Genomic DNA, 21,780 nt, shown 5'->3' with positions numbered 1-21,780 from the left:
CCGTAGGAGTCACCCCATGCACCTCGACCACTCCCACGACGGCCCCCGTGCCGTCAGCGCCGACGCCCGCCGCCCCGACGGGTCGCGGCGGGCCCTGCGGATCGGGCTCGGCGGTCCCGTCGGCTCCGGGAAGACGGCTACCGTCGCCGCCCTGTGCCGGGCGCTGCGCGAGGAGTTGTCCCTGGCCGTCGTCACCAACGACATCTACACCCGGGAGGACGCCGACTTCCTGCTGCGGGAGGCCGTGCTGCCGCCCGAGCGGATCGCCGCCGTGGAGACGGGCGCCTGTCCGCACACCGCCATCCGGGACGACATCTCCGCGAACCTGGAGGCCGTCGAGGATCTGGAGGACGAGGTCGGGCCGCTGGACCTGATCCTGGTCGAGTCCGGCGGTGACAACCTCACCGCGACCTTCTCCAAGGGGCTCGTCGACGCGCAGATCTTCGTCATCGACGTGGCGGGCGGCGACGACATCCCGCGCAAGGGCGGTCCGGGCGTGACCACCGCCGATCTGCTCGTCGTCAACAAGACGGACCTGGCGCCCTACGTGGGCTCGGACCTTGCGCGGATGGCCGCCGACGCGAAGGCGCAGCGCGCCGAACTGCCCGTCGTCCTGCAGTCGCTGAGGAGCGAGAGCGGCGTGCGGGAGGTGGCCGCGTGGGTGCGGGCGCGGCTCGCCGCCTGGACGGCGTGAGCATGGGCGGGGTGCGGGCCACCGCACGCATCCGGGCGACGGCGGACGGGCGGGGCGGCACCTCGCTGCCCGTGCTGGAGGGGGACGGGCCGCTCGCCCTGCGGCGGACCCGGGGGAGCGGTCACGAGGCCCGCGTGATGCTCGTCGGGGCGATGAGCGGGCCGCTCGGCGGGGACCGTTTCCGCATCGAGTGCGGTGTGGGTGACGGGGCCCGGTTGCGGGTCGGGTCCGCCGCCGCCACCATCGCGCTGCCCGGACAGGTCAAGGGGGAGGCGCGGTACGACGTCCGCCTTGACGTGGCCGACGGCGGTGAACTGCGCTGGCTGCCGGAGCAGTTGATCTGTGCCGGCGGCAGTGATCTGCGGGTCGTCACCCGCGTCGAGGCAGGCGCCGGCGCGCGGCTCGTGCTGCGCGAGGAGCAGGTGCTCGGGCGGGTGGGGGAGGAACCCGGCAGGCTCGGCAGCCGTCTGACCGTTCGGGTCGCCGGGCGGACCGTGCTCGATCAGGAGCTCGGGTGCGGCCCCGGGGCGCCGGGGGGCTGGGACGGTCCCGCCGTGCTGGGCGGGTACCGGGCGGTGGGGCAACTGGTCGTCGTACGCCCGGAGTTCGCGAAGGAACCGGTGCCGGCCCGGGTGCTGGGGGAGACGGCCGTGCTCGCGCCGCTGGCCGGGCCCGCCGTGCTTGTGAGCGCCGTGGCCGAGGACGCGCTGCGGCTGCGCCGCGTGCTGGACGAGGCGCTGGCCGGCCTGGACGCGTGACGTTCCGCTGAGCGGGACGCGCCTCTCCGTTTATCGGAATGGTAAAGAAGGTCAACAGCCCCTGTTCTCAGGCAGCACACAGCCGCAAGGATCCCTCTGTCAATCGAACAGATGAAGGGGGAGGTCCCACTTGAGGGGCAACAGACCGAAGAGGCGTACCACGGCGCTCGGTTCGGCCGGAGTGCTCGTGACGGCGACGCTGATGGCCGGGGCCGCCGCGGTGCCCACCGCCAGCGCGAGCGCGGGGCACGGGCAGGACCGCGAGGCCCGGGGCGCCGCCATCGCCGCCGAGCGTGCCGCGAAGGCAGGCATCGACTGGCAGGACTGCCCCGCCGACTGGGGCTTCGCCAAGCCCATCCAGTGCGGCTGGGTCAGCGTCCCGCTCGACTACGCGCACCCGTACGGCAAGCAGCTCAAGCTCGCCGTCGACCGCATCGCCAACACGGGGACCAAGGAGGAGCGCCAGGGCGCCCTCGTCTACAACCCGGGCGGCCCGGGCGGGTCCGGCATGCGCTTCCCGACCCGCGTCACCAACAAGAACCCGATCTGGGCCAACGCGGCCAAGGCCTACGACTTCGTGGGCTTCGACCCGCGCGGCGTCGGCCACTCGGCGCCCATCTCCTGCATCGACCCGCAGGAGTTCGTCAAGGCGCCCAAGATGGACCCGGTGCCGGACAGCGAGGCCGACAAGACGGCCCAGCGCAAGCTGGCCCGCGAGTACGCCGAGGGCTGCGCCGAGCGCACCGGCAAGGCGATGCTCCAGCAGATGACCACGCCCAACACCGTGCGCGACCTGGACGTCATCCGTGCCGCGCTCGGCGAGAAGAAGCTCAACTACCTGGGCGTCTCCTACGGCACCTACATCGGCGCCGTCTACGGCACGATGTTCCCGGGCCACCTGCGCCGCATGATCGTGGACAGCGTCGTCAACCCCTCGCGCGACAAGATCTGGTACCAGGCCAACCTGGACCAGGACGTCGCCTTCGAGGGCCGCTGGAAGGACTGGGAGGACTGGGTCGCCGCCAACGACGCCGCCTTCCACCTCGGCACCACCCGCGACGCCGTCCAGGCCAAGTGGCTCCAGCTGCGCGCCACCGCCAAGAAGAGCCCCATCGGCGGGGTCGTCGGCCCGGCCGAGCTGATCTCCTTCTTCCAGAGCGCCCCGTACTACGACTCCTCGTGGGTGCCGATCGCGACGGTCTTCAGCAAGTACGTCGCCGGGGACACCCAGGCGCTGATCGACGCCGCCGCCCCCGACATGTCGGACACCGCGGGCAACATATCCGCGGAGAACGGCAACGCCGTCTACACGGCCGTCGAGTGCACCGACGCCAAGTGGCCCACCAGCTGGAAGAAGTGGGACCGCGACAACACCGCGCTGAACAAGAACTACCCGTTCATGACGTGGGCCAACGCCTGGATGAACCTGCCGTGCGCCACCTGGCCGGTCAAGCAGCAGACGCCCGTGAACGTCAAGACCCGCAAGGGTCTGCCGCCGGTCATGATCGTGCAGTCCACGAACGACGCCGCCACCCCCTATGACGGCGCCGTCGAACTGCACCACCGCTTCAAGGGCTCCCGCCTGATCACCGAGAAGGACGCGGGCTCGCACGGTGTGACCGGTCTGCTCAACCCGTGCATCAACCAGCGGGTGGACTCCTACCTGCTCACCGGCCAGCTGGACGGCGCCGACGTGACCTGCACCCCGCACGCCACGCCCAAGCCGTAGCCACCGGCCACACGGCAAGGGGCGGCCGGAACTCCTCCGGCCGCCCCTGTCTTCATGTCCCCGGGGTCAACTCAGCGGCGCGCGCGGGAACTTGCGCTCCTTGGCGCCCTTCGTCTCCGTCTCCTGCGCCTTCGCGACGGCCGCGTACTCGTCGACGTACTCCTGCTCCGAGAGCGACAGGATCGCGTACATGATCTCGTCGGTGACGGCGCGCAGGATCGCCTTCTCGTTCTCCATGCCGGCGTAGCGGGAGAAGTCGAGGGGCTTGCCGAAGCGGATGACGACCGGGTGGAAGTTGGGGATGACCTTGCCGGGCGGCTGCGCCTCGAAGGTGCCGATCATCGCGCACGGGATGACCGGGACCTGTGCCTTGAGCGCCATCACCGCCACGCCGACCTTGCCCTTGTACAGCCGGCCGTCGTGCGAGCGGGTGCCCTCGGGGTAGATGCCGAGCAGTTCGTTCTTGCGCAGCACGCCCAGGCCCTCGCGGATGGCGGCCTGGCCCGCCTCCTTGCCGGTGCGGTCGACCGGGATCTGCCCGGCGCTGCGGAAGAAGGCCGCGGTGAGCCGGCCCTTGAGGCCGGGACCGGTGAAGTACTCCTTCTTCGCCAGGAAGGTGATGCGGCGCTTGAGCATGGCCGGCATCAGGAAGTGGTCCGAGAAGGACAGGTGATTGCCCGCGATGATGGCGGGGCCTTCGTCCGGGACGTGTTCGAGGCCCTCGATGCGGGGCCGGAAGAACAGTCTCAGCGGGGGTCCCAGCAACACGTATTTGAGCACGTAGTAGAACAAAGGGGACGCTCCTCACTCCGGCGGATCGCCTCGGCCGCCGCGTTCCAGCAGGTCAACCGGCGTGTCGTGGGGCTGCCAGTGTATGTGCAGGCGCAGTCCGCCGGAACATGACGGACGCCGTGTCGCCCGCGGGGAACGCCTGCCCGACCAGCCTCGTGTCACTGATCGACACGAGGCAAGTCGATCGCACGGGTTTGGCGTGATCTTCCCGGGAAAAACCCCGCGCGCCGACCGGGCCTCCGGCGGTACGGTCCCCAAATGCTCGACGACGACGGCTACTTCGGAGAAGAGATCGCGGCCGGCTACGACGACTCGGCGGCCGACATGTTCCGCCCCGAGGCCGTCGGCCCGGCGGTCGACGTACTGGCGGGGCTGGCCGGCGACGGCAGGGCGCTCGAACTGGGGATCGGCACCGGCCGGATCGCGCTGCCCCTGGCCCGCCGCGGCGTGCCGGTGCACGGCATCGACCTGTCCCGCGCGATGGTGGACCGGCTGCGCGCCAAGGAGGGCGGTTCGGCCGTCGGAGTGACGATCGGGGACTTCGCCACGGCCCGGGTGGACGGCGAGTTCTCCGTCGCCTACCTGGTCTTCAACACGATCATGAACCTGACCACGCAGGACGCCCAGGTGGAGTGCTTCCGCAACGTCGCCCGGCACCTCGGACCCGGCGGCTGCTTCGCCGTCGAGGTGATGGTGCCCGAACTGCGCAAGCTGCCGCCCGGGCAGAACGCCGTGCCGTTCCACATCGGCGAGACCAAGTGGGCCTTCGACACCTACGACCTCGCCACCCAGGCCATGAGCTCGAACTACGTCACCGTCGTCGACGGACGCGCCGAGCACTGGTCCATCCCGTTCCGGTACGTGTGGCCGGCCGAGCTGGACCTGATGGCGCGGCTGGCCGGACTCAAGCTGCGCGACCGCTGGGAGGACTGGACGGGCACGCCCTTCACCGGTGACAGCCCGAGACATGTCTCGGTGTGGGAGAAGCCCACCGGATGACCGGCGCCGCGCCTCTCACAGCCGCACGATCACCAGCGCCGTGTCGTCGGTCGCGCCGCCCGGCGGCAGCAGCTCCAGCAGGACCACGTCCGCCAGGGACTCGGCGTCCAGGTCGCGGTGGCGGGCGAGGGACTCCGCGAGGCGGGTGAGGCCGGTTCCGATGTCCTCACGGCGGCGCTCGACCAGACCGTCGGTGTACAGGGCGAGGGTGGCGCCCGCCGTGTAGGTCGTGAACGCCTGGGGCCGCGGCATCGGGTCGGGTCTCGCGTCGAGCGGCGGGTCGGTGGCCTGGTCGAGGAACTCCACCCGGCCGTCGGCGTGCACCAGGACGGGCGGGGGGTGGCCGGCGCTGCTGTAGCCGATGGTGTGCGCGTCGAAGTCGATGAACGTGGTGACGGCGGTGGCCGACTCGGCGCCGTCGACGACGTGCGCGTACCGGCCCAGGACGTTCAGCGCCTCGGCGGGGCCCGCCGCGACGCGTGAGGCGGCGCTCAGGGCGCTGCGCAGCTGGCCCATGACCCCGGCGGCGGCCAGCCCGTGGCCGACCACGTCGCCGACCGACACGCCGATGCGGTGGCCGCCGACCAGGTCGACGATGTCGTACCAGTCCCCGCACACGTTCAGGGCGCCGATCGCGGGCCGGTAGCGCACGGCGGCCCGGCGGTCGCCGACCTGCCGGGAGGCGGGCAGCATCGCCTCCTGCAGGGCGAGGGCGACCTCGCGCTCCCGGGCGTGGGACTGGCGCAGCCGCTCGTTGAGCTCCTGCAGTTCCCTGGCACGGGTGTAGAGCTCGGCCTCAAGGACCCGCGCCCGGCTGCCGCTCGGGCCGCCGCGGGCCTTGATCAGCTCGGTGACCTCCTCCACGCGGTGCACGAGCAGCACCACCTTGCCGTCCCCGTCGAGCACCGGGGCGTTGACCGGGCTCCAGTAGCGCTCCTGCCACTCCCCGGGACGTTCGGGATCCTCCACGTCGTAGCGCTGCAAGGCCATCGCGTCACGTTCGCCGGTGTCCAGCACCCGCTGCAGCGAGGCCGCCAGGTTGCGCATGCCCGAGGCGGCGGGGTCCTTCGGGTTGTCCGGGAAGACGTCGAAGAGGTACCGCCCGACCACCTGGTCGCGCCGGCGGCCGGACACCCGCAGAAACTCCTCGTTGGCGTCCGCGTACACCAGGTCGGGCGTCAGCAGGGCCACCATCCCCGGCAGGCACTGGAACACCCCCGCATAGTCGATAGCCGCATCGTTCATGGCTTCCGCCTCACCGCCGGGTTCTGCACTGTTTTCTTCACGCAAGCGAAAGGGGCCCGGATCCCGTCGGTCAGCCCGGGGGACCGTCCAGCGACTGCTCGGCCCAGATGACCTTGCCCTCGGGCACGAAGCGGGTTCCCCAGCGGTCCGTGAACTGGGAGACCAGCAGCAGGCCGCGGCCTCCCTCGTCGGTGGTGCGCGGATGGCGCAGGTGGGGTGCGGTGGCACCGCCGTCGCAGACCTCGCAGACCAGCGCCCGCTCCCTGATCAGCCGGAGCCGGATGGGGCCCTGGGAGTGCCGGATCGCGTTGGTGACCAGCTCGCTCACCACCAGCTCCGTCGTGAACACCAGGTCTTCCAGGCCCCACTCGGTCAGCTGCCGGGCGGCCTCCTTGCGGGCGTCGGCGACGACCGCCGGATCGGCGGGCAGGTCCCAGTCGGCGACCTGGTCGGCGCCCAGCACCCGGGTGCGGGCCATCAGCAGCGCCACGTCGTCGTGCGGCCGGGCCGGCATCAGCGCGTCCACCACGGTGCGGCAGCGCAGGTCCAGCGAGGGCGCGGCCCGCTCCAGGGCCCGGCGCAGCCGGTCGCGGTCGCCGTCGAGGGACCACTCCTCGTCCTCGCGGGCGAGCAGTCCGTCGGTGTGCAGGGCGAGTGTGCTGCCCTCGGCCAGGACCAGTTCGACCGCCTCGAAGGGCGGGCCGCCCGAGCCGAGCGTGGACCCCTGCGGCAGGTCGACGAAGCCGACGGAGCCGTCGGGCAGCACGACGGCGGGCGCGGGATGGCCGGCGGCGGCCATCGTGCACTGTCCGTCCACGGGGTCGTAGACGACGTAGAGACAGCCGGACCCGGTGACCTGGACGTCGACGGCGTCCGGCGCGTCCGGGTCGACGCCCTCCTCCCGGGCCGTGCGCGCCACCAGGTCGTCCAGGTGCGCGAGAACCTCGGCCGGCGGCAGGTCGAGAGCGGCGAGAGTGCGCACGGCGGTGCGCAGCCTCCCCATGGCCGCGGCGGCGTCGATGCCGTGACCGGGCACCTCGCCGACGACCAGGGCGACGCGGGCGCCGGACAGCGGGATGAGGTCGTACCAGTCGCCGCCGAGGCCGGTCAGCTCGTCGGCCGGCCGGTAGCAGGCGGCGACCTCCACCGCGTCCTGTTCGGGCAGCCGGTGCGGCAGCAGGCTGCGCTGCAGCACCAGGGCCGCGTTCCGCTCCCGGGTGTAGCGGCGGGCGTTGTCCACGCAGACCGCCGCCCGGGACACCAGGTCCTCCGCCAGCGACAGGTCGTCCGCGTCGAAGGGCTCCTGCCGTCCGCGCCGGAAGAAGGTGGTGACGCCGAGGGTGACGCCCCGCGCGCGCACCGGCACGATCACCACGGTGTGCAGGCCCAGCTCCAGGAAGGTCGCCTCCCGGCCGCCCGGTATGTCGGTCGCCCACTCCTTGGCGAGCGGGTCCAGCCGCTCCTCGCGCCAGGAGTGGCCCGTGGTCAGGCAGCGGACGGGCGGCGAGCCCGCCAGGTACGTGGCCACCTCGCCGATGGCCACGACGGCTTCCGGCACCCCGGGGTTCACCGACTGCTGCCCGGCCCGGCGCAGCGGCACCAGCTCCGTGTCGACGGGCGGCCCCGCCGGGGGTTCCGCTCCGCGCAGCACCGACTCCAGCAGGTCGACGCAGACGTAGTCGGCGAACCCCGGTACGGCCACGTCGGCCAGTTCCTGGGCGGTCCGCATGATGTCCAGAGTGCGGCCGATCTGCTCGCCGGCCCGGTCGAGCAGGGCGAGGCGGCTGCGGGCCCGGTGCTTGTCGGTGATGTCGACGACGGTGTAGTAGACGCCCATCGGGTGGCCGCGGTCGTCCTCGAGACGGGTGAACGACATCATGTGCGCCGTCTCCCGGTGCGGTGCCGAGCGCACCTGGCCCACATGCTCGTACCCGACGACCGGCCGCCCGGTCTCCAGCGCGCGGCGCATCTGGGCCTCGATGCTCTCGGAGTCGATGCCCGGCTGGATCTCCGCCAGCCGCCGCCCGAGCCGCTGGGCGGCCGAGCCGCCGCCGAACTTCTCCAGGGCCGCGTTCGACCAGACGCACCGCAGATCGGCGTCGACGATCGCTATGCCGACCGGGGAGCCGGTCACCATCTGCTCCAGCACCGTGCGGCTCATGTCCCAGCCGCGGGCCCCGGCCGTCACGTCGGAGAGCAGCACCAGCCAGCGCGGCGCGCCGCCGGGCTCCATCGCCGGGGTGATCCGCGTCATCACCCGCACCGCCCGCCCGCCCTTGCGCCGGGCGGTCAGCAGCCCGGCCCAGCCGCCCTCCCTGCGGCATCGCTCGACCAGTTCCGGCACCCGGGCGGCGTCGTCGGGGACCAGCAGGCCGGCCACCGAACCGCCCACGACCTCGGCGGGCGTGTAGGCCAGCAGCCGCTCGGCGTCCCGTGTCCAGCTGCGGACCACGCCCTGGGCGTCGAGCAGCAGGGGCGCGGCATCGGCCACGTCGAAGCGCTGCCCCGCAGCGTCCTGCTCCTCTTGCGTGCCCACGGCCGACCTCTCTGTCGCTGACAGTGGTCTACCACCTCTTGACCCAGTCTTCACCCTTCGCACGAAACCGGCCGACCGGACGGCGCGCGCCCCGATCCCGCGAAGCCGTGCGGACGGCACGGGCCCGGGCCCCGAGGGGCTCTCCGGGACCGGCCGTCCCCAGGGGCGTGCCCGGGTCAGGAACCCTCGGTCAGCACCTCCGCCAGTGTGCCCAGCGCGCCCTCCAGCTCCTCGCCGGTGATCGTCAGCGGCGGCGCCAGCCGGATCGTCGAGCCGTGCGTGTCCTTGACCAGGACGCCCTTGCGCATGAGCCGGGCGCTGACCTCGCGGCCGGTGCCGATGGCAGGATCGATGTCGACGCCCGCCCACAGCCCCCGCGCCCGGAAGCCGACGACGCCCTTGCCCAGCAGTCTGGAGAGTCCGCCGCGCAGGACCACGCCCAGTTCCGTGGCGCGGCGCTGGAACTCGCCGGTCTCCAGCAGGTCGACCACCGCGGTGCCGATGGCCGCGGCCAGCGGGTTGCCGCCGAACGTGGAGCCGTGCTCGCCCGGATGCAGTACCCCGAGCACGTCCCGGCGGCCGACCACCGCGGAGACCGGCACGATGCCGCCGCCCAGCGCCTTGCCGAGGAGCACGAGGTCGGGGACGACCGACTCGTGCTCGACGGCCAGGGTGCGGCCGGTGCGGCCGAGGCCCGACTGGATCTCGTCGGCGACGAAGAGGCAGCCCGTGCGGCGGGTCAGCTCCCGTACGCCGGCCAGATAGCCGTCGTCGGGGATGATGACGCCCGCCTCGCCCTGGATGGGCTCGATCAGCACCGCGGCCGTCGTGTCGTCGACCGCCGCCTCCAGCGCGGCCAGGTCGTTGTACGGCACGATCCGGAAGCCCGGTGCGAACGGGCCGAAGCCCGCGCGGGCGGTCTCGTCCGTGGAGAAGCCGACGATCGTCGTCGTACGGCCGTGGAAGTTCTCCGCGGCGACGACGATCGTGGCCCGGTCGGCGGGGACGCCCTTGACGTCGTAGGCCCACTTGCGGGCCACCTTGATGCCGGACTCCACCGCCTCGGCGCCGGTGTTCATCGGCAGCACCATGTCCATGCCGGTCAGCCCCGCCAGCCGTTCGGCGAACTCGGCCAGCCGGTCGTTGTGGAAGGCGCGGGAGGTCAGGGTCAGCCGGTCCAGCTGGCGGTGGGCGGCCTCGATCAGCGCCGGGTGGCGGTGGCCGAAGTTCAGGGCCGAGTAGCCGGCCAGCATGTCCAGGTAGCGGCGGCCCTCGACGTCCTCCACCCAGGTGCCCTCGGCGCGCGCGACGACCACGGGCAGCGGGTGGTAGTTGTGCGCCAGGACCGGTTCCTCGGCGCGGATCAGCTCGGCGGACGAACGCATGTCGACGGGAGCGGTCATGAACGGATCTCCTGGGTGCAGCACTTGATGCCGCCGCCTGCCTTGCGGAACTCGGACAGGTCGACAGGCACGGGGACGTAGCCGCGGTCGGCGAGGGCGGTGGTGAGCGCCTCGGCCTGGGGCGCGATGAAGACGTGACGGCCGTCGGAGACGGAGTTGAGGCCGAAGGCCAGCGCGTCGTCGAGGGTGGCGAGCACGGCGTCCGGGAACAGCCGCGCCAGCACTTCGCGGCTGCCCGGCGAGAACGCCTCCGGGTAGTACGAGACGTTGTCGTCGTCCAGGACGAACAGTGCCGTGTCCAAATGATAGAAGCGCGGGTCCACCAGTGTCAGGCTGATCACCGGGTGGCCGAAGAACTCCTGCACCTCGCGGTGCGCCTCACGGGTGGTGCGGAAGCCGTGGCCGGCCAGCACGTACCGGCCCGTCCACACCAGGTCGCCCTCGCCCTCGCAGACGGACTCCGGGCGGTGCACGTCGAAACCGGCCGTCTTGAACCAGGTGTCGTAGTGCGTGGACTCCGGGCGCCGCTCGGGCGCGTGGAAGAAGGAGCCGAAGACGCGGCCGTCCACGACGACCGCCGAGTTCGCGGCGAACACCATGTCCGGCAGGCCGGGGGCGGGCTCCACGGTGTCGACGTCGTGGCCGTGGGCCCGGTAGGCGCCGATCAGCGCCTGCCACTGCTGGTGGGCGAGATCGACGTCGACGCGGACGTCGGGTTGCATCCAGGGGTTGATCGCGTACTGCACGGCGAAGTGTCTGGGTTCGCAGACGAGGTACCGCCGCCGGCGCGGCACACGGGAGTCGGACACAGAGGGGTTCCTCCGCTTCCTTGGTGTCGACTGAGGGTTGACACCAAGGTAGGAAGTGACCGAGACGGGCGACAAGAAACGATAATTGCGTGTCCGCGCAGGAATGCTGCGTCTTTGGCCGGTGAGAAGCAGGGCTGCTGCGTGGACGAATGTTTATTCGGGCGCGGCCTGGGTCGCGCCCGCTTCCGGGCTTTCCGGGAGCAGATGGGACAGCACCATCACGCTGATCGTCTTCCGGATGAACGGCTCCACGCGGATGCGCTCCAGCACCTCCTCGAAGTGCTCGACGTCCCGCGCCCGCACGTGCAGCAGCGCGTCCGCCCCACCCGTCACCGTCATCGCCGCGGTGATCTCCGGATGGTTGCGCACCACCTCCGCCAGCCGCCGCGGCGGCGCCGCCCCCTCGCAGTACACCTCGACGTACGCCTCCGTGCGCCAGCCCAGCGCCGACGGCCGGACCGTCGCCGTGAACCCGGTGATCACACCGCTCTCGCGCAGCCGGTCCACCCGCCGCTTCACCGCCGTCGCCGACAGCCCGACGGCCGAGCCGATCTCCGCGAAACTGGTGCGCGCGTTCGCCATCAGGGCGGTGACGATCTTCCGGTCGAGCTCGTCGAACGGGGCGGGCCTGCTGTTCATGTCGGCACTGTATCCAGCGCGAACGTCCACACCCCGGCACATGTCCACCCGTGCGGATTCCTCCTACACTCCGGGTTCATGCTGCGCGCCCTCGCCGTCGACGACGAACGCCCCTCGCTGGAGGAACTGCTCTACCTGCTCAACGCCGACCCCCGCATCGGCAGCGCCGAGGGCGCCGGCGACGCGACCGAGGCGCTGCGCCGCATCAACCGGGCGCTGCAGTCCGGCCCCGGCGGCCCCGAGGCGATCGACGTCGTCTTCCTCGACATCCAGATGCCCGGCCTCGACGGGCTGGACCTGGCCCGGCTGCTGACCGGGTTCGCCCAGCCGCCGCTGGTCGTGTTCGTCACCGCCCACGAGGACTTCGCCGTCCAGGCCTTCGACCTCAAGGCCGTCGACTACGTCCTCAAGCCCGTCCGCAAGGAACGCCTCGCCGAGGCGATCCGCCGGGCCGCCGAACTCACCGGCAACACCCCGCGCATCCCCGTCCACGAACCCGACCCCGACCACATCCCCGTCGAACTCGGCGGCGTCACCCGCTTCGTCGCCGTCGACGACATCACCCACGTCGAGGCCCAGGGCGACTACGCCCGCCTGCACACCGACAAGGGCAGCCACCTCGTCCGCATCCCGCTGTCCACCCTGGAGGACCGCTGGCGCGCCCGCGGCTTCGTCCGCATCCACCGCCGCCATCTGGTCGCCCTGCGCCACATAGGCGAGCTCCGCCTGGACGCGGGCACGGTCAGCGTCCTCGTCGGCGGCGAGGAACTGCAGGTCAGCCGCCGCCACGCACGCGAGCTGCGGGACCTGCTGATGAGGAGGCCGTAGCACGTGCCCAGCCAGGACCCCACCGAACGCCGTGTCGTCGTCACCGGCCCGCCCCGCCGCACCCGGCGCGTCTCCGGCTACTACCGGCCGCGCACCGAGATCGACGAGCAGACCACCCTCGGCCACACCTACGTCCGCTCCCTCATGCGCACCCAACTGCGCGCCGCCCTCGCCGTGTTCGCGGTCCTCGGCCTGCTGATCGGCCCGCTGCCGCTGGTCTTCGCCGCCATGCCCGACGCGCACCGCCTGCAGTGGGGCATCCTCGGCTTCTGCCTGTACGCCCCCCTCGTGCTGCTCGCCCTGTGGTACGTCCGCCGCGCCGAGCGCAACGAGCGGGACTTCGTCCGGCTCGTCGAGGACCGGTGAACTCCGGCTACGCCGTTCCGGCGGTGGCCCTGGTGGTCGTGGCGACCGTCCTCGTCGGCGCCTTCGGCCTGCGCGTCTCGCGCACCACCTCGGACTTCTACGTCGCCTCCCGCACCGTCGGCCCCCGCCTCAACGCGGCCGCCATCAGCGGCGAGTACCTCTCCGCCGCCTCCTTCCTGGGCATCGCGGGACTGGTCCTGATCCAGGGCCCGGACATGCTCTGGTACCCGGTGGGCTACACCGCCGGCTACCTGGTGCTGCTGCTGTTCGTCGCCGCCCCGCTGCGCCGCTCCGGCGCCTACACGCTGCCCGACTTCGCCGAGGCCCGCCTCGCCTCCTACGGCGTACGGCGGCTGGCCGGGGCCTTCGTCGTCGGCGTCGGCTGGCTCTACCTGCTGCCCCAGCTCCAGGGCGCGGGCCTGACCCTCACCGTCCTCACCGGCGCCCCCGACGGGCTCGGCGGGGTCATCGTCGCCGTCGTCGTGGTGGCGACCGTCGCCGCCGGAGGCATGCGCAGCATCACCTTCGTGCAGGCCTTCCAGTACTGGCTCAAGCTCACCGCCCTGCTCGTCCCCGCCCTCTTCCTGGCCCTGGCCTGGCAGAGCGACGGAGCGCCCCACCACGCCTTCGCGGAACCGCCGACCTTCCGCGAACAGCGCTCCGTGCGCGTCGCCGCCGGCCTCGACCTCCGGCTCGAACGGCCCTTGACCGTCACCGTGACCGGCACCGTCGACGGCTCCCCGCACGACGGCGGACGTGTACGGCTCGCCGCCGGCACCCACCGCATCGAACGGGGCACCCGGCTCACCTTCGCCGAGGGCACCGCCGTCCCCTCCGCCGAACCCGGCACCAACGGCGGCATGTCCACCTCCCTCGCCTCCGGCCGCGAGGAACGCCCCTTGTACGCCACCTACGGACTGATCCTCGCCACCTTCCTCGGCACCATGGGCCTGCCGCACGTCGTCGTCCGCTTCTACACCAGCCCGCACGGCGTCGCCGCCCGCCGCACCACGGTCGCCGTCCTCGGCCTGATCGGCGCCTTCTACCTCCTGCCGCCCCTCTACGGCGCCCTCGGCCGCCTCTACACCCCCGAACTCGCCCTCAGCGGGAACGCGGACGCGGCCGTCCTGCTGCTCCCCGACCGCATGATCGGCGGCGTCGGCGGCGACCTGCTCGGCGCGCTGGTGGCGGGCGGCGCCTTCGCCGCGTTCCTGTCGACGGCGTCCGGACTGACCATGGCCGTCGCCGGCGTCCTCACCCAGGACGTCCTGCCGACCCGCGGCGTGCGGCACTTCCGGCTCGGCACCGTGCTCGCCATGGTCGTACCGCTCGCCGCCAGCCTGCTGGTCGGCGGGCTGCCGGTGGCCGACGCGGTGGGCCTCGCCTTCGCCGTCTCCGCGTCCTCGTTCTGCCCGCTGCTCGTGCTCGGCATCTGGTGGCAGCGGCTGACCCCGCCCGGCGCGGCGGCCGGGATGCTCGTCGGAGGCGGCTCGGCGTTCGTGGCGGTGGCCGCGACGATGGCCGGCTTCCCCGGCACGGGCCCGCTGCACGCCCTGCTGGCCTGGCCGGCGCTCTGGTCGGTGCCGCTGGGCTTCCTCACCATGGTGCTGGTGTCCCTGGCCACGCCCGGCCGGGTGCCGACCGGCACGGAGGCGATCCTGGCGCGGTTCCATCTGCCGGAGGAACTGCGGGCGGAGGTGAAGGCGTGAGCGGCTTCCTGGCCGGCCTGTGCGTGGCGGCGCTCCCGCTGCTGGCGGCCGGCTTCTGGCTGGGCCGGCGCACCACCCGGCCCGAGAGCCTCGGCGGCCTCGGCACCCCGGTCGAGCACGCCACCTTCCAGACCCTGCACACCGCCTCGCTCGCCGCGCCCCCGCTGCGCGCGGGCCTGACGGAGGAGACCGCCCGCAAGTCGGCCCGCCGGCTGCGCTCGCTGCTGGGCACCGACGCGCTGTGCCTGACCGACCAGAAGGACGTCCTGGTCTGGGACGGCGTGGGAGCCCACCACCGCACGCAGATCATGGAACGGCTCGCGGGCGCCCTGGAGACCGGCCGCGGCGAGGCCTTCCGCCTCCACTGCGGGCACCCCGACTGCCCCGTGCGCTGGGCGGTGGTCGCCCCCCTCACCGTCGACGACCGGGTGCACGGCGCCCTGGTGGCCTGCGCGCCCCGCGAGTCCGCCGTGCTGGTCCGCGCCGCCGGGGAGGTCGCCCGCTGGGTCAGCGTCCAGCTCGAACTGGCCGACCTCGACCAGTCCCGCACCCGCCTGATCGAGGCCGAGATCAAGGCGCTGCGCGCCCAGATCTCCCCGCACTTCATCTTCAACTCGCTGGCGGTGATCGCCTCGTTCGTCCGCACCGACCCCGAACGCGCCCGCGAACTGCTCCTGGAGTTCGCCGACTTCACCCGCTACTCGTTCCGCCGGCACGGCGACTTCACCACCCTCGCCGACGAACTCCATGCCATCGACCACTACTTGGCGCTGGTGCGGGCCCGCTTCGGCGACCGGCTCTCCGTCACCCTGCAGATCGCCCCCGAGGTGCTGCCGGTCACCCTGCCCTTCCTGTGCCTGCAGCCGCTCGTCGAGAACGCCGTCAAGCACGGGCTGGAGGGCGGGGCCGTCTCCGCCGGGGGCAAGTGCCGCATCTCCATCACCGCGCAGGACGCCGGCGCCGAGGCGCTGGTCGTCATCGAGGACGACGGCGTCGGCATGGACCCGGTGGTGCTGCGCCGCATCCTCGCCGGCGAGGTCAGCCCCTCCGGCGGCATCGGGCTGTCCAACGTCGACGACCGGCTCCGGCAGGTCTACGGCGACGACTACGGGCTCGTCATCGAGACCGCCGTGGGCGCGGGCATGAAGGTCACCGCCCGGCTGCCCAAGTACCAGCCGGGCGTGCACTCGGCGGGGCGGATCACCCAGGAGCTCCCGGGGGACTTCGCCGGGGGGTTCGCCGGTGACTTCGCCGACGACCTCTCCGGGGAGTGAGCCTCACGCGCTGCTGCGGGTGGCGATCATCCCCAGGGTGAGCAGCCCCAGCACGACCCAGCCGAACCACAGCCAGCCGTTGCTGCCGAGCGCCACCGTGTAGGCGGTCACCACGACGAGACCGCCGACGGTGAGCACCCCCATTGCCTTGGTAGAACCGTCCGTGGAACCGGGCATCGCGACACCCTCCTCAGGATTCGTCCCCCTCCATGGTGCCCCCGTTCTGCTTCCGCACGGTGCACACGACGAAATGCGTGCCCGACTTCCACGGTCCCTGGCTGGTCCAGGACCCGGACGTGTAGACCGACGGGTCGAAGCCGTAGTCGCGCGGCGGCACGTCCTTCGCGCAGGCCGCGTCGGACTCCGTACGGGCCTCGCCGAGCGTGACGTCCTTGCCGAGCCGGGTGAAACCGAGCACCTGCTCGTCGTGCGGGCCGGAGCAGGAGACCAGGTCGGCGTCCCGGCCGGAACGGGTCCGCAGACAGTCCCTGCGCTGCATGTTCGCCGTGTCGGTGAAGGGCGAGCCGAGGCCGCGGTGGGCGCCCAGCGGCCCGTACACGGGCCCGTGCGCGCCCAGCACCAGACAGGCCGTCCGCCGCCCCGCCGCCTCGAAACCGGCCCCGGTCGGCACGACGGCGAGGCTGCGAACGTCCGCCAGCCGCTCCCGGATCTCCTGGGTCCGCTCCGCGCACCGCGCCGGCCCCTTCTCGCGGGCCTCGGCCGCCGAGGCCGCCGCGGCGAACGCCATGACCTGCCCGTCCGGCACCCGGGCGCCGCAGGAGGGATCGAGCCGCAGCCGGGGCGTGCCGCTGAAGCGGGCGCCCGGCCAGTCCGCGAGCACGCAGTCACCGTCCCGCAGCGGCCGCGCCAGCCCGACCGCCGAGCCGTACGGCAGCGCCTTCCCCGCAGCGCCTCCGCCGCCCTGGTGGGCCATGGCGTACCAGACGCCGCCCAGCGCGAGCAGCAGGCCGAGGGAGGCGGCGAGGACGGCGCGCAGGACGTGGGGGACCTCCCGCCGGTGCCGGGGAGCGGACGGGGACACCACGACGGGCCCGAAGCCGTCCGGCGCGGGGGCCGGCGGGGACGGCGCGGGTGCGACGGCCGCCCACGGCGGCTGCGAGCCGAGATCGGTCCTGGTCCGGGCGTACGGCTCGGCCCGCGGCGTCACGACGTCGGACAGCGCCGCCTCGGCCTGCGACGCCGACGGCCGCCGCCCGGGATCCTTCTCCAGCAGGCTCCGCAGCACGGGGCCCAGCGCGCCGGCCCGCACGGGCGGACGCGGCTCCTCCATCACCACCGCGGTGACCTCGGCCAGGTTCGAGTCCCGCTCGAAGGGTCCCTGGCCCTCGACGGCGAAGTACAGGGTGCAGCCCAGCGAGAACAGGTCGGCGGCCGGCGTCGGCGGACCGCCCGTGGCCCGCTCCGGCGCCAGGTAGCCGGACGTCCCCACCAGCACCGACGCCAGCGTGTACCGGGTCTCCCCGGCGTCGGGCCGCACCGAGATGCCGTAGTCGGTGAGCAGGACGCGGCCGTAGGGCGCCCCGGTGCGGTCCGGCGCCAGCAGGATGTTCGCCGGCTTCACGTCCCGGTGCATCACGCCGCGCTCGTGCCCGGAGTTCAGCGCGTCGAGGACGGCGAGGCCGACGCGAGCACACTCAGCGGGCGCGAGGGGGCCGCGCCGCTCGACCAGACCGCGCAGATCGGTGGCGCCCGCCACGTACTCCATGACGATCCACGGCAGCCCCTCGTGCTCCAGGACGTCGTGCACCGTGACCACGTGCGGGTGGCCGCGCAGGCCCGCCGCGTACCGGGCCTCGGCCCGCGCCCGCGCCACCCGGGCCTCCCGCTCCTCGCCCGTGGGTTCCGGCTCGCGGAAGACGATCTCCTTGAGCGCCACCTCGCACGCGAGTCTCTGGTCGTGGGCGAGCCACACATGGCCCATGCCGCCGCTGCCGAGGCGGTTCAGCAGCAGGTAACGGCCGGCGATGACCCGGCCCACTCCCGACGTCGGTGATCCTGAAGGCATCCGGTGACTCCCGGGTTGTGCGGGGGCACTACGTGATCGCGCTCGACGCGGGCCCCGAGGAAGCGGGCTCGCTCGCGGCGGGGGCGCTGGTGGTGACGGGCGCGCTGCTCGGAGGGGGCGCGCTGGTGGTGACCGGTGCGCTCGACGGGGGCGGCGCACTCGTGGTCACCGGGGCGCTGGGCGGCGGTGGAGGTGGTGCGCTGCGCTTCGCCGGAGCGGAGGACGGCGGCGGCGAGGACGAAGGGGGAGAGGACGACGGCGGTGCGGACGAGTGGGGTGAGGACGGCGGCGGCGGGGCTTTGGACGTCCTGGACGGCGAGGACGGTGACGAGGGTGACGAGGGTGTTGCGGACGGCGAGGTCGGCGGGGGAGCGGTCGGCGTCCCGGAGGTGCCCGGGGCCGACGAGGTCCCGTCGCTGGTGCTCAGGGTCACGTACTGACCGAACCGCAGTCGCGTCCCCGCCGGCGGATCAGAGGCCGTGACCGGCGCGTCGTCGGCGGGCCGCGTCTTCCCGGCGTAGCCGACGGCCAGCCCCCGCCCGGTCAGCAGCCGGCTCGCCTCGGCGAACGTCGTTCCGGTCAGATCGGGCACCGTACGGGGCGTGCCCGCGTCGAAGGACGTGTCGTGGGCGCCCGTCGTGCCCACCGGCCGGGCGAGTCCGCGGGCGGGGTCGGTCACGTCGACCAGGGCGAGCTGCCGCAGCCTGTGGGGCGCCGGCCGCACCGCCACCACGGAGGAACGCTCGTATCCCCGCCACTCCCGGCTGCCCTTTCCGAACCTGACGGAAATGCGGTTCGTGTCACCGGTGAAAGGCCGCAGCGGATTTCCGCACGAACACTTCACCGCCGGAAGTCCCTGTTCGTCGACGAGAACGGCGATTCCCGCCTGCAGCAGAGAGTCGAAAGGAACGGCCTTTCCCTTTTTGTAGTCGTGATTCCGTACGAGAGTGTCGTGACGCAGGAGGACGGGAGTGAGCCGGTCCAGATATCCCGGAATCCGATCGGTGGTGATGCCGAGCGCGTCCGCCCACGCCTGTGCCTTCCGGTGATGGGCGGGGTTTGTGAGAAAGGCCTTGAGCCTGTCGACGTCGCAGACACTCGTCCGCCGCGTGCCGCCGTACAGGCCGGGCGTGTCTCCCTGTTGCAGGCTGCCGCGCCCGGCCGCCGCGCGTATCTCCTGGTCGTGGCCCAGGCCGCGGTGCTCGTCGAAGAACGGCGCGAGGGCGGGAGCGCCCGCCGCGACCGCCCGCACCAGTGTCAGCGGCGTGCCGCGATCACAGCCGGCGACCGCGAGGACGAGGACGAGGACGAGGAGGACGGCGATCCTGCGGATCGCCGAATTCCCGGCCCTTTGCATCATTGCGCGAAACGTCATCACCGCTCCCCCCGGCGGTTTCCCCCTGACGCCTCATGCTACTGAAAGCCGCCGAACGGCGAAGCCTTTCAGTTTCCGCGTGCGTTCAATGAGGCCAAATAGGCGTTGTAGGCCTCGAGTTCCTTGTCGCCGTCCCGGTCGGCGGCCCGGTCCTTGCGTTTGGCCTGCCGCTGTTCGGAGCTGTACCACTGGAACAGCAGGGCGAGGAGCACCAGGACGGACGGCACCTCGCTGAAGGCCCAGGCGATGCCGCCGGCCGCGGTCTGGTCGGACAGGGCGTCGATGCCCAGGGAGGCCGGCGGGTTCTTGAACGTCTCGACCATCGGCGTCGACGCCATCATCAAGGCGATGCCGAAGAACGCGTGGAAGGGCATGCCCGCGAACAGCTCCAGCATCCGCATCAGATAGCCCGGCCGGTGCGGGCCCGGGTCCACGCCGATGATCGGCCAGAAGAACACGACCCCGACGGCGAGGAAGTGCACCATCATCGCGACGTGCCCGGTCCTCGAGCTCATCAGGAAGTCGAAGAGCGGCGTGAAGTACAGGGCGTAGAGGCTCGCGATGAACAGCGGAATGGTGAACGCGGGGTGCGTGATGATCCGCATGTAGCGGCTGTGCAGCAGCATCAGCAGCAGTTCGCGCGGCCCCTTGCGGCCCTTGCCCGCGGTGGGCAGCGCGCGCAGGGCGAGGGTGACGGGGGCGCCCAGCAGGATCAGGATCGGCGACAGCATGCTGATGATCATGTGCTGCACCATGTGCACGCTGAACATGACCATGCCGTAGTCGTTGAGGGCGGTGCACATCACCAGCCCGATGGTCAGCACGCCGGTGACGAACGAGACGGTCCGGCCCACCGGCCAGCTGTCCCCGCGCCGCCGCAGCCGTACGACACCCCAGCCGTACAGCGCCAGTCCCAGCAGGCAGGCGACGAGGAAGAACGGGTCCGCGGACCATTCCAGCCCGCGTCCCAGCGTGAACGGCGGCAGGTCCATGGTCATGCCGTGCCCGCTGTGATCCATCGGCCGGCTCCTGATTCGTGGGGGTTGTGCAAGTGTGTCCGCAGACAGACTAGAACTGCCCGGGAACGCCCCCGCGACCGGGGCCGCCCCTCACCCGTCCCGGTGCGGCACCCACTTCTCCCACAGGGCCGTGGCCTCGGGCGCCGCCTGCGGGGCGACGAGCAGCAGCGGGGTGTCGTAGGCGGGAAGCCGCGGTACCGCCACCGCGCCCGCCTCCGTCGCGATCAGCAGCGGCGGCAGGGCGTCCACCGGGTGGTACGCGCCGATGGCCGCCGCGACGGCCCGGCCCGCCGCCACCTGCACCAGGGACAGGGCCGTGGACCCCATGATCCGTACCGTGCAGTGGCGGGACGCCAGCTCCCGCAGCAGGTCGTCCATGCCGGGCCAGTGGGCGTGGGCCGCCCACTCCGTGAGGAACGCGTGGCCGGTCAGGGTGTCGTGGGCCGCGGCGTGGATCGGCCGGCCGTTGAGACGGGCGCCGCCGCCCTTGACGGCCGAGAAGACCTCGCCGCGCCACGGGTCGGCCACCACGCCCAGCAGCGGCTCGCCCTGTGCCGTGGCGAGGCCGAGGGAGAACGAGCACCAGCCGATGCCGTGCGCGTAGTTCGTCGTGCCGTCCACCGGGTCGATCACCCAGTGCGGGGCGCCGGGCGCGCCCTCGTGGACGCCGTACTCCTCGCCCTCGATGCCGTGATGCGGGAACTCCCGGCGCAGCACGGCACGGACGTGCCTCTCCACCGCCTCGTCCGTGTCCGTCACGATGTCGGCCGGGGAGGCCTTCTCGCGCACCTCGTCCGTGCCGCGGGGCCGGCGGATGCGCTCCGCGGCCCACTCGGCGAGCTCCGTGGCGATCGCGAGTTCCCGCTCCATGTCTAAAGGACGCACTCCGCCTCGTCGTAGCGCTCCGCCGGCACCGTCTTCAGCGTCTCGACCGCCTCGGCCAGCGACACCATCACGATGTCGGTGCCGCGCAGCGCGGTCATGTTGCCGAACTCGCCCCGGTGCGCGGCCTCCACCGCGTGCCAGCCGAACCGCGTGGCCAGCACCCGGTCGTACGCCGTCGGCGTGCCGCCGCGCTGGACGTGACCGAGGATCACCGGGCGGGCCTCCTTGCCGAGGCGCTCCTCCAGCTCGATGGACAGCTGGCGGGCGATGCCGGCGAACCGCTCGTGCCCGTAGATGTCCTTGCCGCCCTCGTCGAAGTCCATGGTCCCGGCGCGCGGCTTGGCGCCCTCCGCGGCGACCACGATGGCGAACCGCTTGCCCTGGTCGAAGCGGGCGCCCACCCGGGCGGCCAGCTCCTCGATGTCGAAGGGCCGCTCGGGGACGACGATGGCGTGCGCGCCGGCCGCCATGCCGGAGTGCAGGGCGATCCAGCCGGTGTGCCGGCCCATGACCTCCACGACCAGCACCCGCTGGTGGGACTCGGCGGTGGTCTTCAGCCGGTCCAGTGCCTCGGTCGCCACGCCCACGGCCGTGTCGAAGCCGAAGGTGACGTCCGTGACGGCGATGTCGTTGTCGATGGTCTTGGGGACCCCGACGATGGGCAGGCCGTTGTCGTACATCAGCCGGGCCGCCT

At 72.7% G+C, this 21,780-nt stretch carries 20 protein-coding genes and 1 pseudogene; 9 read left to right on the top strand and 12 right to left on the bottom strand.

Annotation, left to right across the window (positions count from 1 at the left end; genetic code table 11):
* The first annotated feature begins 16 nt into the window (after positions 1-16).
* From ureG to M8J74_RS16915, 3 genes are all read left to right on the top strand, one after another.
* The gene (gene ureG / locus M8J74_RS16925; RefSeq protein WP_249837198.1) at positions 17-694 is read left to right on the top strand and encodes an urease accessory protein UreG; all 678 of its coding nucleotides are present in this window, start codon (positions 17-19) and stop codon (positions 692-694) included.
* A gap of 2 nt (positions 695-696) precedes the next feature.
* Positions 697-1,452, top strand: coding sequence for an urease accessory protein UreD (locus M8J74_RS16920; RefSeq protein ID WP_249837207.1), 756 nt, complete (start codon positions 697-699; stop codon positions 1,450-1,452).
* Between the two features lie 130 nt (positions 1,453-1,582).
* The gene (locus M8J74_RS16915) at positions 1,583-3,181 is read left to right on the top strand and encodes an alpha/beta hydrolase (RefSeq protein ID WP_249837197.1); all 1,599 of its coding nucleotides are present in this window, start codon (positions 1,583-1,585) and stop codon (positions 3,179-3,181) included.
* Positions 3,182-3,247: 66 nt separating this feature from the next.
* Here M8J74_RS16915 and M8J74_RS16910 read toward each other — a convergent pair whose 3' ends face one another.
* Positions 3,248-3,973, bottom strand: a complete 726-nt coding sequence (locus M8J74_RS16910) for a lysophospholipid acyltransferase family protein (protein ID WP_058926744.1) — start codon at positions 3,971-3,973, stop codon at positions 3,248-3,250.
* Positions 3,974-4,231: 258 nt separating this feature from the next.
* Between M8J74_RS16910 and M8J74_RS16905 the strand changes: the two genes are divergently transcribed.
* A complete protein-coding gene (locus M8J74_RS16905; protein ID WP_249837196.1) occupies positions 4,232-4,972 on the top strand; it encodes a class I SAM-dependent DNA methyltransferase in 741 nt (246 codons plus the stop codon).
* A gap of 15 nt (positions 4,973-4,987) precedes the next feature.
* Here the strand turns inward: M8J74_RS16905 and M8J74_RS16900 are convergent, their stop codons facing one another.
* From M8J74_RS16900 to M8J74_RS16880, 5 genes are all read right to left on the bottom strand, one after another.
* On the bottom strand, positions 4,988-6,217 hold the full coding sequence (locus M8J74_RS16900) for a PP2C family protein-serine/threonine phosphatase (RefSeq protein WP_249837195.1): 1,230 nt from the start codon (positions 6,215-6,217) through the stop codon (positions 4,988-4,990).
* Between the two features lie 70 nt (positions 6,218-6,287).
* Positions 6,288-8,753: a SpoIIE family protein phosphatase gene (locus M8J74_RS16895; RefSeq protein ID WP_249837194.1), complete on the bottom strand. Its 2,466-nt coding sequence runs from the start codon at positions 8,751-8,753 to the stop codon at positions 6,288-6,290.
* 176 nt (positions 8,754-8,929) lie between these two features.
* Positions 8,930-10,156: an ornithine--oxo-acid transaminase gene (rocD, locus tag M8J74_RS16890; protein ID WP_283948245.1), complete on the bottom strand. Its 1,227-nt coding sequence runs from the start codon at positions 10,154-10,156 to the stop codon at positions 8,930-8,932.
* Entirely contained in the window at positions 10,153-10,965 is an 813-nt protein-coding gene (gene ddaH / locus M8J74_RS16885) for a dimethylargininase (protein WP_249837193.1), read from the bottom strand. The genes rocD and ddaH overlap by 4 nt, the downstream gene beginning before the upstream one ends.
* 153 nt (positions 10,966-11,118) lie before the next feature.
* The gene (locus M8J74_RS16880) at positions 11,119-11,604 is read right to left on the bottom strand and encodes an Lrp/AsnC family transcriptional regulator (protein WP_058926750.1); all 486 of its coding nucleotides are present in this window, start codon (positions 11,602-11,604) and stop codon (positions 11,119-11,121) included.
* 78 nt (positions 11,605-11,682) lie between these two features.
* Here M8J74_RS16880 and M8J74_RS16875 point away from each other — a divergent pair, with 78 nt between their 5' ends.
* From M8J74_RS16875 to M8J74_RS16860, 4 genes are read left to right on the top strand one after another with little or no spacing between them, the layout of a single operon-like run.
* Positions 11,683-12,432: a LytR/AlgR family response regulator transcription factor gene (locus tag M8J74_RS16875; RefSeq protein WP_058926751.1), complete on the top strand. Its 750-nt coding sequence runs from the start codon at positions 11,683-11,685 to the stop codon at positions 12,430-12,432.
* A gap of 3 nt (positions 12,433-12,435) precedes the next feature.
* Positions 12,436-12,798: a hypothetical protein gene (locus tag M8J74_RS16870; protein WP_058926752.1), complete on the top strand. Its 363-nt coding sequence runs from the start codon at positions 12,436-12,438 to the stop codon at positions 12,796-12,798.
* Positions 12,795-14,507: a sodium/solute symporter gene (locus M8J74_RS16865; RefSeq protein ID WP_249837192.1), complete on the top strand. Its 1,713-nt coding sequence runs from the start codon at positions 12,795-12,797 to the stop codon at positions 14,505-14,507. The genes M8J74_RS16870 and M8J74_RS16865 overlap by 4 nt, the downstream gene beginning before the upstream one ends.
* Positions 14,504-15,781 (top strand): sensor histidine kinase, encoded by a 1,278-nt coding sequence (locus tag M8J74_RS16860; RefSeq protein ID WP_249837191.1) that lies wholly within the window; start codon positions 14,504-14,506, stop codon positions 15,779-15,781. The genes M8J74_RS16865 and M8J74_RS16860 overlap by 4 nt, the downstream gene beginning before the upstream one ends.
* Positions 15,782-15,784: 3 nt before the next feature.
* Here M8J74_RS16860 and M8J74_RS16855 read toward each other — a convergent pair whose 3' ends face one another.
* Entirely contained in the window at positions 15,785-15,958 is a 174-nt protein-coding gene (locus M8J74_RS16855; protein ID WP_242777128.1) for a hypothetical protein, read from the bottom strand.
* Positions 15,959-15,971: 13 nt separating this feature from the next.
* On the bottom strand, positions 15,972-17,807 hold the full coding sequence (locus M8J74_RS16850; RefSeq protein ID WP_249837190.1) for a serine/threonine-protein kinase: 1,836 nt from the start codon (positions 17,805-17,807) through the stop codon (positions 15,972-15,974).
* 32 nt (positions 17,808-17,839) lie between these two features.
* Between M8J74_RS16850 and M8J74_RS44835 the strand changes: the two genes are divergently transcribed.
* Positions 17,840-18,247, top strand: coding sequence for a hypothetical protein (locus M8J74_RS44835; protein WP_308406056.1), 408 nt, complete (start codon positions 17,840-17,842; stop codon positions 18,245-18,247).
* 32 nt (positions 18,248-18,279) lie between these two features.
* Here the strand turns inward: M8J74_RS44835 and M8J74_RS16845 are convergent.
* The 4 genes and pseudogenes from M8J74_RS16845 to M8J74_RS16830 form a co-directional block, all read right to left on the bottom strand.
* Positions 18,280-19,164 (bottom strand): annotated as a pseudogene (locus M8J74_RS16845) (DUF6777 domain-containing protein); the annotation flags it as partial.
* 86 nt (positions 19,165-19,250) lie between these two features.
* Complete coding sequence (locus M8J74_RS16840) at positions 19,251-20,201, bottom strand: cytochrome c oxidase assembly protein (RefSeq protein WP_249837188.1); 951 nt, start codon at positions 20,199-20,201, stop codon at positions 19,251-19,253.
* Between the two features lie 90 nt (positions 20,202-20,291).
* Positions 20,292-21,071, bottom strand: coding sequence for an inositol monophosphatase family protein (locus M8J74_RS16835; protein WP_249837187.1), 780 nt, complete (start codon positions 21,069-21,071; stop codon positions 20,292-20,294).
* A gap of 2 nt (positions 21,072-21,073) precedes the next feature.
* The coding region (locus M8J74_RS16830) for an ATP-dependent 6-phosphofructokinase (protein WP_249837186.1) at positions 21,074-21,780 on the bottom strand (707 nt) is incomplete at its 5' end.

The organism is Streptomyces panaciradicis (assembly GCF_023516615.1).
Taxonomy (GTDB): domain Bacteria; phylum Actinomycetota; class Actinomycetes; order Streptomycetales; family Streptomycetaceae; genus Streptomyces; species Streptomyces panaciradicis.
The sequence above is the reverse complement of the archived record's forward strand: the minus strand, read 5'-3'. Positions and strand labels throughout refer to the sequence as shown.

Bases quoted from the DNA above. Each gene is read 5' to 3' on its own strand.
- ureG (WP_249837198.1), top strand. From the start codon at position 17: ATGCACCTCGACCACTCCCACGACGGCCCCCGTGCCGTCAGCGCCGAC.
- M8J74_RS16920 (WP_249837207.1), top strand. From the start codon at position 697: ATGGGCGGGGTGCGGGCCACCGCACGCATCCGGGCGACGGCGGACGGG.
- M8J74_RS16905 (WP_249837196.1), top strand. From the start codon at position 4,232: ATGCTCGACGACGACGGCTACTTCGGAGAAGAGATCGCGGCCGGCTAC.
- M8J74_RS16900 (WP_249837195.1), bottom strand. From the start codon at position 6,217: ATGAACGATGCGGCTATCGACTATGCGGGGGTGTTCCAGTGCCTGCCG.
- rocD (WP_283948245.1), bottom strand. From the start codon at position 10,156: ATGACCGCTCCCGTCGACATGCGTTCGTCCGCCGAGCTGATCCGCGCC.
- M8J74_RS16880 (WP_058926750.1), bottom strand. From the start codon at position 11,604: ATGAACAGCAGGCCCGCCCCGTTCGACGAGCTCGACCGGAAGATCGTC.
- M8J74_RS16875 (WP_058926751.1), top strand. From the start codon at position 11,683: ATGCTGCGCGCCCTCGCCGTCGACGACGAACGCCCCTCGCTGGAGGAA.
- M8J74_RS16855 (WP_242777128.1), bottom strand. From the start codon at position 15,958: ATGCCCGGTTCCACGGACGGTTCTACCAAGGCAATGGGGGTGCTCACC.
- M8J74_RS16850 (WP_249837190.1), bottom strand. From the start codon at position 17,807: ATGCCTTCAGGATCACCGACGTCGGGAGTGGGCCGGGTCATCGCCGGC.
- M8J74_RS16840 (WP_249837188.1), bottom strand. From the start codon at position 20,201: ATGGATCACAGCGGGCACGGCATGACCATGGACCTGCCGCCGTTCACG.
- M8J74_RS16835 (WP_249837187.1), bottom strand. From the start codon at position 21,071: ATGGAGCGGGAACTCGCGATCGCCACGGAGCTCGCCGAGTGGGCCGCG.